Source organism: Helicobacter sp., assembly GCF_029067145.1.
GTDB lineage: Bacteria > Campylobacterota > Campylobacteria > Campylobacterales > Helicobacteraceae > Helicobacter_D.
This window is the reverse complement of sequence record NZ_JAIEFA010000082.1, coordinates 23,838-33,045: the sequence shown is the minus strand read 5'-3', so window position 1 is coordinate 33,045 and position 9,208 is coordinate 23,838. Positions and strand designations below refer to the sequence as shown.

Sequence of the window (9,208 nt, the reverse complement as noted above, 5' to 3'; positions counted from 1 at the left end):
ATAATAAACTTCATAATTTTAGCAAGTCAATTTACTATTTAAGGAAAAATATGTCGGCTTTAATGATAATTTCTACGCTTTTAGCAGTTGGAATCGTAGCGTATTATATACTCCAAAAATACAACCCGATTTTTGTATTTTTGCTCTCGGGATTAGTTTTGCTGATTTTTGCTTTTTATCTGACAGGTTCTCCGATTCCAAAAGCACCGATAAGGTCGCCAGAAGAAATGACATTTTTAAATGTTTTGCTAGATAGTTTTGCCTTTATCACCGCGACTTTTAAGACACAGCTTTCAGGGGTTGGGCTGATTATTATGAGTGTGGCAGGATTTGCTGCATATATGCGACACATCAACGCTTCTGCTAAGCTTGCATTTCTCGCAAACAAGCCTTTGGGCAGAATCAAAAACAAATATTTAATTTTGAGTGGAACATTTGTCGTAGGAATGGCGTTAAAAATTGTGATTTCTAGCTACGCAGGATTGCTTTTGTTGCTTCTTGCTTGTATTTATCCTGTGCTTCTTGCGCTAAAGATTCGCCCTATCACTGCAGTTTGTGTGCTATCTCTCATTGCGCTTGATTATGGACCAAAAGACGGAAGCTCTATCAATATGGCGGATATGGTAGGGCAAAAGGACAATGTCGTCGGGCTGTTTTTGGATTATCAAATCTGGAGTGTTGCGGCGTATGTGGCAGTCATCGCGCTTGTGATTCCGCTTTATTTTGCTTGGGTGGATAAAAGAGACGCGGCAAGGGGCGTATTAAACGATGAAACAGAGATTCCGCAAATCCTTAATCCCAAATGTCCAACTTTTTATATTCTATTCCCTTGGCTTCCGGTGGTTTCTTTGTTTGCCGCGTATTTTTTGCAGATTAAACTAGATGTGGTAACTGCGAATTTTATTAGCATTGCGATTGTTTTTGTTGTAGAATTTATCCGACATAGAGACGCTAAAAGACTTGGTGAGGATATGGTTGTGATTTTAAAGGCGATGGCAGAGATTTTTGTTAGTGTCGTTAGTATTATCATTGCAGCGGGAGTTTTTGCGGAGGGGATTAAGTCTCTTGGTGGCGTAGGGATTCTTGTCAATGTGGTTTCTGGGTTTGGCAAAACGGGAGAATTTGCAACTTTTGCGGTAATTTTGAGTATCGCAGTCTTTAGCTTTTTGGTGTATTTTGCCACCGTGATTATGGGAAGTGGAATTGCAGCGTTTAATGCCTTTGGCAGACTAGCTCCCGAAGTGGCAACGAAGCTTGGAATCGCGCCGATTACTTTAGTTTTGCCCATAGAGATTGCATCTTGTTTGGGGCGGGCAGCTTCTCCTATTGCAGGTGGGATTCTTGCTCTAGCTGGGTTTGCGAAAGTTTCGCCAATGGAGATTATCAAGCGCACAACGCCACTTTTGCTCCTTGCTATGGTGGTGAATATCCTTGTAGCCTTTTATCTTGCGAAGTCAAATCCCATTCCCCCGCAAGAGAATGTGCAAATGCAGATAATAGAATCTCGTTTTTAGCATTTTTCTCATTGTTGCGAAATTCCGTAAAATAGGCTTACTTCCTCAAAATATACAAATATTCTGTCGTGGAATCTTGCTTTTGGATTCGTTTGGAATCTGACTTAAAGCGTTGGTATTTTTGGCTTTCAAGAGAGTATCTGCTATATTTTTCAAAAATTGCACAAATTTGTTTTTAGGTTTAATAGTCCCTCATCATTGTAGTTTAGAAAGTCCATTCAAAATTTGCATTTTATGAGGCTTTACACGAGCTTTAAGCGCAGATTCTATATTTGTTTGCAAAAAAGAGGAGAGTTTGAATTTAGAGCCAATGTAGTTCATAGGTTATTCTTGTTATCTGAATCTCTAGCCTTTAAAATCTCTACAAGGGATTCTACGATATAGCTTGCCTGCTCTTGTGTCAAAATATAAGGAGGCATTAAATAAATCGTATTGCCAAGCGGGCGCAGCAGCAAGCCTCTTTCTAAGCCTGCATTAAAGACTTCTAAGCCTTTGCGCTCTCCCTCAAATCCGCTTAAATCAAAGGCAAACACCATTCCTTGATGTCTAAGATTCCGCACAAAGCTAAACTCGCGCAAGACTTGCAATCTCTCCCAAATAAATTGCGAAAGAATTGCATTTTTTTCTAGCACAGAATCGTTTTGAAAAATATCCAATACCGCATTGGCACACGCGCACGCAAGGGCATTTCCCGTGTAAGAATGCGAATGTAAGAACGCCTTGTGCGTCTCATAGGGCGCATAAAATAAATTATAAATTTCATTTGTCGTAACCACAACAGAAAGAGGCAAATATCCTCCTGTGATTCCTTTGCTTAAGGCTAGAAAGTCCGGCACAACCCCGCATTGTTCATAGGCAAACAAGCTTCCTGTGCGCCCAAATCCTACCGCAATTTCATCAAAAATCACATACACCCCAGCTTCTTGACACATTTTTACCGCTTCTTGCACGAATTTCGCACTATACATATTCATATTTCCCGCGCATTGAATCAAAGGCTCTAGCACAAATGCGGCAATTTCCTCTTTATGCTTGTGTAGGAGAGATTTGAGGGACTCCAAAGATTCCGCATAATCCTCGCCTTTTGGGGCTTTAACCTTTAGCGTCTCTAGCAAAAGCGGCTGATACACTTGTGTATAAATTCCCACATCACCGACACTTAGCGCACCGATGGTTTCTCCGTGATAGGCGTTTTCTAGGCATATAAATTTACTTTTTTTCTTGCCAGCAAGCGCACAAGCGTGGAATGCCATTTTTAGTGCAACTTCAATCGCACTTGAGCCATTATCGGCGTAGAAACACTTGCCAAATTTGGAATCCAAAAGCCCCAAAAGTCGGTGGGATAATTCAATAATAGGCTTGTGCGTGAAACCCGCAAAAATAATGTGTTCTAGGGATTCTAACTGCTCTTTGAGCTTTGCGCTAATGTAAGGGTTGCAATGTCCAAAAAGATTTACCCACCAGCTAGAGATGCAGTCCAAATATTCCCGATTCTCAAAGTCGTAGAGATATACGCCTTGCGCACGCTTTATGGGGATTAGTGGAATATTCGCCTCGTGGTCGTGCATTTGCGTGCAAGGATGCCAAATGCACGAAAGGTCAAGCTCTTTAAGTTTCGCGGATTCTGTGTTGTTTGGTGTCATTTTGTTGCCTTTGATTGTGGATAGTTTAGGGTGGATTTTAACATAAATTTATCATCACTGCTTATTTTTGTGAGACTTTGTAAGGTGGAATCTCGTCATTGCGAGATTCTGCGCTAGCGGAATCGCGGCAATCCATAATTAAGCATATTTGTAATTTCACGATTTTAGTCATTGCGAGGAATGAGCGAAGTGAATGACGAAGCAATCTATAACTTAGAATCTCGCCTTTTAGATTCCATTGTTTGATTTGTGAAAGTTTGAGATTATAGATTTGCAAGTGTGGGTGAGTTGCTTTCGCAACGCACGCCACGAAAATTTTGCAAATTTTCTCGCAATGACTAATGGTTAGTTTGCTACGAATTGCAAGCGATTCTCGTAAGGACAGAAAGGCTTACCACTGCGTCATTGAGAGGGTATCACCAGAAGCAATCCATAATCCTGCATAAAACAATCTTTGAATTGGACACAACCTTTTATAAGGTTTTGCGCTAATGCAGTGGAATCTTTAGTCGCTTTTTGCTAGAATTTATTATTTATTTGCAAGAGGTTAAGTTTTGAAAATCAAAAAAGTAAAAGACAATGTTTATATTTTGCGTGGCAAAATCAAGGAAGTTAGCGATTATCACGATATGAAAATGCTCCTAGAAAAGCGCAAAAACGAGCCAAATGTAGAATTGCATTTTGAGATTCCACAGGCAAAAGAAGTGAATTTTTACATTCTTGGCTATTGTTTAAAACTAGCGCGCAAAAATGGCTTTAAATTTCACTTTTATATCGCAAGCCCTTATTTGTATGATACTTTTGTGCGCTTGGGATTGCACCAGTTTTTTGAGGTTGTCAATGACAGCATGGAACTCTATTTATAGTCATTTTGACCCCATTGCATTTTTTGTTTTTGGGATTCCGGTGCATTGGTATGGACTGATGTATGTGCTTGCTTTGCTTGTCGCGCTTTTGGTTGCCAAAGTTTTTGTCAAGATAGATAATTATCCTATTTCTAACGCGCTTTTAGATAGTTATTTTATTTGGGTTGAGATTGGCGTGATTTTGGGCGCGAGGCTTGGATATATTTTGTTTTATGACCCTTGGACGAGTTATTATTTAAGCCACCCTTGGGAGATTTTCAATCCATTTGATAGGGAGGGCAACTTCGTAGGGATTCGTGGAATGAGCTATCACGGGGCGGTGATTGGATTTTTGGTTGCTTCGCTTTGGTTTGCAAAAGTCAAAAAGGTTGATTTTTGGCTTTTTATGGATTTAGTGGGGCTTAGTGTTCCGCTTGGTTATGTGTTTGGGCGGATTGGGAATTTTTTAAATCAAGAGTTGGTCGGGCGCGAGAGCACAAGCGGAATCGGAATCTATGTAGAGGGCATTTTAAGACACCCAAGCCAACTTTATGAAGCATTTTTAGAGGGTATTTTGGTATTTGCGATTCTATATTTTTGGCGCAAAAGAGCGCGGTTTGTGGGTGAAATTGGAATCTTGTATGGCGTGTGGTATTCTTTTATGCGCTTTGTCGCAGAGTTTTTTAGAGAGCCTGATGCGCAACTTGGTTTTATCGCGTTTGATTGGCTGACTTTGGGACAACTTTTGTCCTTGCTTATCGGCGGATTCTGCTTGGTATTGTGGCTTTATAAGAGGGCGCAAGCTTCAGAGGAGAATACGCTAGGGATTGGGAATCGCAAAAATGGCTAATCTTTCTTTGCAGAATGTTTCCAAACAATACGATTATAAAGTGATTTTGCAAGATGTTTCCTTGCACATTCACGAGGGGGAACGCATAGCAATCGTGGGGCGCAATGGAGCGGGCAAATCTACTTTGTTGAAAATCCTAAGTGGCGAGGTAGAACCCGATGAGGGAGCGCGTATGCAAGAGGGAGATTTGGAGATTAAGTATTTAATCCAAAAGCCACATTTCAAAGCAGGACAAACAGCTAAAGAGGCAATTTTGGAGGCTTTGGAATCCCTTAATCTCGCAAGGACGCGTTATTTTGAAGTGGCAAAGCAACTGCAAGAGATTCCAGAGGATAAGGCTCTTTTGCGAGAATATGCGGAGCTGTCTAGCTTGATTGACCACCATAACGCTTGGGATTTGGAATCCAAAGTGAAACAAGTATTAGAAACTTTTGCGCTAGAATCTTTGCAAGATAGGTTCGTGAATTTGCTAAGTGGCGGAGAGCAAAAGCGCGTCGCACTTGCTTGTCTTTTGCTATCCAAACCAGATATTTTACTGCTTGATGAGCCGACAAACCACCTAGATGTGCAAATGGTAGAGTTTTTGGAATCTATGCTTTTGCGTGCGAATTTTACCCTAGTTTTTATCAGCCACGATAGATATTTTATTGATAGAATCGCAACGCGGGTTGTAGAGGTAGAAGAGGGAAGATTACGGCATTTTAAGGGCGGATATAGTGATTATTTGCACCAAAAGGAAGCTTTGCTCCTAAGCCTAGCAAAAAGCCACGAAACGCTTTTGAAACATTTAAAAGCAGAGGAAGAGTGGCTCGCGCGCGGGGTTCGTGCGAGAGTAAAACGCAATGAGGGACGCAAGGAGCGACTAATGCAAATGCGTCAAGAGGCTAAAAGTAATCCCTCCATCATTCGCAAAATGACTTTGGAGCTAGAAAGAGAGCGCAAGCATTTCAATCAAGAAGAGGGCAGCAATCGCAAAAAAATGCTGTTTGAGACAAAGAATCTCTGTGTAGAAATCGGCGGAAAAACCTTGATTCGTGGATTGACAACAAGGATTCTACAAGGCAATAAAATCGCAATCGTGGGGCGCAATGGCGCAGGTAAATCTACTTTGCTTAAACTGCTTTTGGGACAGATTCAGCCAAGCAGTGGGAGCGTGGAGAGGGGAGAAATGAAAATAGGCTATTTTGACCAGCACCGCGAAAACTTAGACGATAGCAAGGATTTGTTAGAGACTTTTTGTCCTTTTGGCGGAGACCATATTGAAGTGCGCGGCAAAAGTATGCACATTTTTGGTTATTTGAAAAATTTTTTGTTCCCCAAAGAATTTTTGGATAAAAAAATTGGCGCATTAAGCGGTGGAGAAAAGAATCGCGTCGCTCTTGCCTTACTCTTTACCAAAACCTATGATTGCTTGATACTAGACGAGCCGACGAATGATTTGGATATTCCCACGATTAATATTTTAGAGGAATATTTGCAAAGTTTTGAGGGGGCAATTATTTTTGTGAGCCACGACCGCTATTTTGTGGATAAGATTGCACAAAAATTGTATGTTTTTAAGGGAAGTGGCGAGGTGGTGGAATCGCACAAAAGCTTTAGCGAATATTTGGAGATTGAAAGCGAATTGTGCGAATACAAGGCGTTTAGCGCAGAGTTAGAATCGCAACAAACTTCTTGTGAGTTTAAGGATTCTCAAGAGGCGCAAACTCAAGCTCCCAAAAAGACAAAGCTAAGCTACAAAGAGAAACGACTACTAGAGATTCTGCCCCAAGAGATTGAAAGCCTAGAATTAGAAATTAAAGGGCTTGAGGAGGCGTTGTTTAAAGGGGATTTGGGTGTGCAAGAATTACAAGAAAAGTCTGTGGAGTTAGAATCCAAAAAGGCATTGTGCGAAGAAAAGATTACGCAATATTTAGAGCTAGAGGAAAAGGAATCGCAACTTTAATGAATCAAGTTTCTTGCAAGGGTGCAATAGCTGATTTTTGTCCTTGCGAGGAATGAAACGCCGAAGCAATCCATAATATAGAACTTTAGAAAAATAAAACAACAGAATCTTAATGTTGGCATACTTTTTGCTTAGGATTCTACATATCTTATTTTAAAGGGTCAAAATGACAAGAAAAGCTTTAAGTCTTGCGTTGGCAAGTGTTTTGAGTTGCACAATCGCATTTGGTGCAGATAGCAACTATACCACAGAGGATAAAGAGAAAATTACGAGAAATGGTATGAATTTCTATGTAGAGCCAAATTCTCCACTAAAGGAAAGAATCCTTAGTGGGAAATTTGATAAATCTTTAGAGAGAATGAAAAAAGCGTATGAGGCAAATAAAAATAACGAAGCCACAAAGGCAGCAGCCCCACCTGTAAGTGCTGTGTATATCATAGGAGTGTGTTCGTCTCAAATGAAAGAGCAAACAGGCTATGATTGTGAAGAGATTCCTAGCGATACTCAAACAGAAACAATTATCAATCACGGGGGCAATCCATTTGAAGTTATTACGGGAGTTGTAGGCTATGGAGGCAGAAGCACAGATAGTGCAACTTTCGCAGGAAATCAGGCAACAATGATAGAATGTCAAGGCGCAGTCAATAATAGTAACATTGTTTATGGTTGGTTGGAAGTTTGGGATATTTCCAAGCCTAGCAATACCAATGGCACATTTACTTACACAGCGCGTTCCATTAATGTTGGTCCCACAATGAGCACAAGTATTTATATTAAGTAAGGATTCCTATGCAAATCACACAAAATTATCAGGATTTATCCCTATATAGGAATCCCTCTCATCAAACTTCGCAATCCCAAGAGCAGACGAAAACCTTTGGCGAGTATCTTGGTATGGTAGTGCCAACAGAGGAAAAACTAACGCAATGGGAAAGTGAAAGCCAAAACAAGCAAGAGGATTCCACACCTACACTTGATAGAGGGACACGCGCCCTTGCCCTTGCGGCAAAATTTGCCAACGACATAGAAAAGGCGATGAAAGCACAAGGAATCAGTGATGTTTCTAAGCTAGATAAGGCGATTTTCAACCAAGTACGAAGGGAGAGTAGCCTAGAATCTAGCCCAGAAAAAATCCAAGATTTGCTTGATGAGACAATTTTTGCATTGCAAAACGATAGAGTACAAAGCGGGCATTTAAGCAATGGCGCGTTTGAGAGCCAAGCACAATTTGAAGCGCGAAAGACAAAGACAATAGATATTTTAAGCGAGATTCTGCAAGGGATTAAGGCGTAAGATTCCATTGTTTTTTCTATTTGCTGCATTATTATGGATTTGCGGCTCAAAGCGGGCAAACTGCTTCGCAAGTCGTGCGCCACGAAGCCTAATGACTTCTCACAAGGACGCATACCAATCTATCCTTGCGATAGAATCCCGCGAGTCCTATAATAGCTTGGCAATTTCTTTTGCGTGGTAGGTAATGATAATGTCTGCTCCCGCGCGTTTGAAACCAATCATTGTTTCTAGCAAAACGCGTTCATAATCAATCAAATTGTTTTTTTGCGCAAATTTCAGCATTGCATACTCCCCGCTTACATTATAAACTGCGAGTGGCAAAAGAGTGTGCTCCCTAATATCCCGCACAATATCCAAATAGGCAAGCGCGGGTTTAACCATTAAAATATCCGCACCTTGTCTTTCGTCCTCTAAGCTCTCCAATATCGCCTCTCTGCGATTTGCTGGGTTTTGTTGATAGCTTTTGCGGTCTCCAAAGCTTGGGGTGCTGTTTGCAACATCGCGGAAAGGTCCATAATAGCCGCTTGCAAATTTGGTAGAATAGCTCATCAGTGGGATATGAGAGAATCCTGCGCTATCTAGGGCGTTACGCAAAGATTCTATCATTCCGTCCATCATTCCGCTAGGAGCAATCAAGTCTGCCCCCGCTTGTGCTAGCACAAGGGCTTGCTTGTTTAGAATCTCTAAAGTTAAATCATTATCCACGCTTTGGAGTTTTGGGTTTAGGATTCCACAATGTCCGTGGTCTGTGTATTCACAAAAGCATAAATCCACGCATAAAAGCATTTGTGGGAATTTTGCTTTGATTGCGCGCAAGGCTTGCGCGATAATGCCTTCCTCGCTTAGTGCTTCACTTCCTACGCTGTCTTTAATCGCCGGAATCCCAAAAAGCATAATCGCTTCAATGCCTAGTTTTTCTAACTCTTCACACTCTTTTAGCGCATTGTCAATGCTGAATTGATACACATCAGGCATTGAAGCAATAGCATTTTTTATGCCCTCTCCGTGTGTGATAAAAAGCGGATAAATTAAATCTTTTGTCCGCAAAGTGGTTTCTTCTACAAGATTCCTTACAACAGGGTTTAGCCGAACTCTTCTTAAACGTTTAAACATATTTC

The 9,208-nt window shown here is 41.0% G+C and carries 10 protein-coding genes; 6 read left to right on the top strand and 4 right to left on the bottom strand.

Annotated elements, in window-relative coordinates:
• The first annotated feature begins 50 nt into the window (after positions 1–50).
• On the top strand, positions 51–1,514 hold the full coding sequence (gene dcuC / locus K2N75_RS07945; protein WP_297680126.1) for a C4-dicarboxylate transporter DcuC: 1,464 nt from the start codon (positions 51–53) through the stop codon (positions 1,512–1,514).
• 195 nt (positions 1,515–1,709) lie between these two features.
• Here dcuC and K2N75_RS07940 read toward each other — a convergent pair whose 3' ends face one another.
• The 3 genes from K2N75_RS07940 to K2N75_RS07930 all read right to left on the bottom strand — a co-directional run bounded on the left by K2N75_RS07940 (position 1,710) and on the right by K2N75_RS07930 (position 3,467).
• Positions 1,710–1,835 (bottom strand): hypothetical protein, encoded by a 126-nt coding sequence (locus K2N75_RS07940; RefSeq protein ID WP_297680125.1) that lies wholly within the window; start codon positions 1,833–1,835, stop codon positions 1,710–1,712.
• Positions 1,832–3,157 carry an adenosylmethionine--8-amino-7-oxononanoate transaminase gene (locus tag K2N75_RS07935; RefSeq protein WP_297680124.1) on the bottom strand — a complete coding sequence of 442 codons (1,326 nt, stop codon included), beginning with the start codon at positions 3,155–3,157 and terminating at the stop codon, positions 1,832–1,834. The genes K2N75_RS07940 and K2N75_RS07935 overlap by 4 nt, the downstream gene beginning before the upstream one ends.
• A 61-nt stretch (positions 3,158–3,218) precedes the next feature.
• Complete coding sequence (locus K2N75_RS07930; protein ID WP_300120296.1) at positions 3,219–3,467, bottom strand: hypothetical protein; 249 nt, start codon at positions 3,465–3,467, stop codon at positions 3,219–3,221.
• A gap of 244 nt (positions 3,468–3,711) precedes the next feature.
• Here K2N75_RS07930 and K2N75_RS07925 point away from each other — a divergent pair, with 244 nt between their 5' ends.
• The 5 genes from K2N75_RS07925 to K2N75_RS07905 all read left to right on the top strand — a co-directional run bounded on the left by K2N75_RS07925 (position 3,712) and on the right by K2N75_RS07905 (position 8,090).
• Complete coding sequence (locus tag K2N75_RS07925; protein ID WP_297680122.1) at positions 3,712–4,023, top strand: hypothetical protein; 312 nt, start codon at positions 3,712–3,714, stop codon at positions 4,021–4,023.
• Positions 3,998–4,852, top strand: coding sequence for a prolipoprotein diacylglyceryl transferase (lgt, locus tag K2N75_RS07920; RefSeq protein ID WP_297680121.1), 855 nt, complete (start codon positions 3,998–4,000; stop codon positions 4,850–4,852). Before K2N75_RS07925 ends, lgt begins: the two co-directional genes overlap by 26 nt.
• Positions 4,845–6,797, top strand: coding sequence for a ribosomal protection-like ABC-F family protein (gene abc-f, locus K2N75_RS07915; RefSeq protein ID WP_297680120.1), 1,953 nt, complete (start codon positions 4,845–4,847; stop codon positions 6,795–6,797). Before lgt ends, abc-f begins: the two co-directional genes overlap by 8 nt.
• Positions 6,798–6,963: 166 nt before the next feature.
• Complete coding sequence (locus tag K2N75_RS07910) at positions 6,964–7,578, top strand: DUF4879 domain-containing protein (protein ID WP_297680119.1); 615 nt, start codon at positions 6,964–6,966, stop codon at positions 7,576–7,578.
• 8 nt (positions 7,579–7,586) lie between these two features.
• Complete coding sequence (locus K2N75_RS07905; protein WP_297680118.1) at positions 7,587–8,090, top strand: hypothetical protein; 504 nt, start codon at positions 7,587–7,589, stop codon at positions 8,088–8,090.
• Positions 8,091–8,237: 147 nt separating this feature from the next.
• On the opposite strand, the gene hemB is transcribed toward K2N75_RS07905, so the two are convergent.
• Entirely contained in the window at positions 8,238–9,203 is a 966-nt protein-coding gene (hemB, locus tag K2N75_RS07900; protein ID WP_297680117.1) for a porphobilinogen synthase, read from the bottom strand.
• Between the last annotated feature and the right edge of the window lie 5 nt (positions 9,204–9,208).

What these genes read in the sequence shown, in the direction of transcription:
- dcuC (WP_297680126.1), top strand. Translation starts at nt 51, where the DNA reads ATGTCGGCTTTAATGATAATTTCTACGCTTTTAGCAGTTGGAATCGTA.
- K2N75_RS07940 (WP_297680125.1), bottom strand. Translation starts at nt 1,835, where the DNA reads ATGAACTACATTGGCTCTAAATTCAAACTCTCCTCTTTTTTGCAAACA.
- K2N75_RS07935 (WP_297680124.1), bottom strand. Translation starts at nt 3,157, where the DNA reads ATGACACCAAACAACACAGAATCCGCGAAACTTAAAGAGCTTGACCTT.
- lgt (WP_297680121.1), top strand. Translation starts at nt 3,998, where the DNA reads ATGACAGCATGGAACTCTATTTATAGTCATTTTGACCCCATTGCATTT.
- abc-f (WP_297680120.1), top strand. Translation starts at nt 4,845, where the DNA reads ATGGCTAATCTTTCTTTGCAGAATGTTTCCAAACAATACGATTATAAA.
- K2N75_RS07910 (WP_297680119.1), top strand. Translation starts at nt 6,964, where the DNA reads ATGACAAGAAAAGCTTTAAGTCTTGCGTTGGCAAGTGTTTTGAGTTGC.
- K2N75_RS07905 (WP_297680118.1), top strand. Translation starts at nt 7,587, where the DNA reads ATGCAAATCACACAAAATTATCAGGATTTATCCCTATATAGGAATCCC.
- hemB (WP_297680117.1), bottom strand. Translation starts at nt 9,203, where the DNA reads ATGTTTAAACGTTTAAGAAGAGTTCGGCTAAACCCTGTTGTAAGGAAT.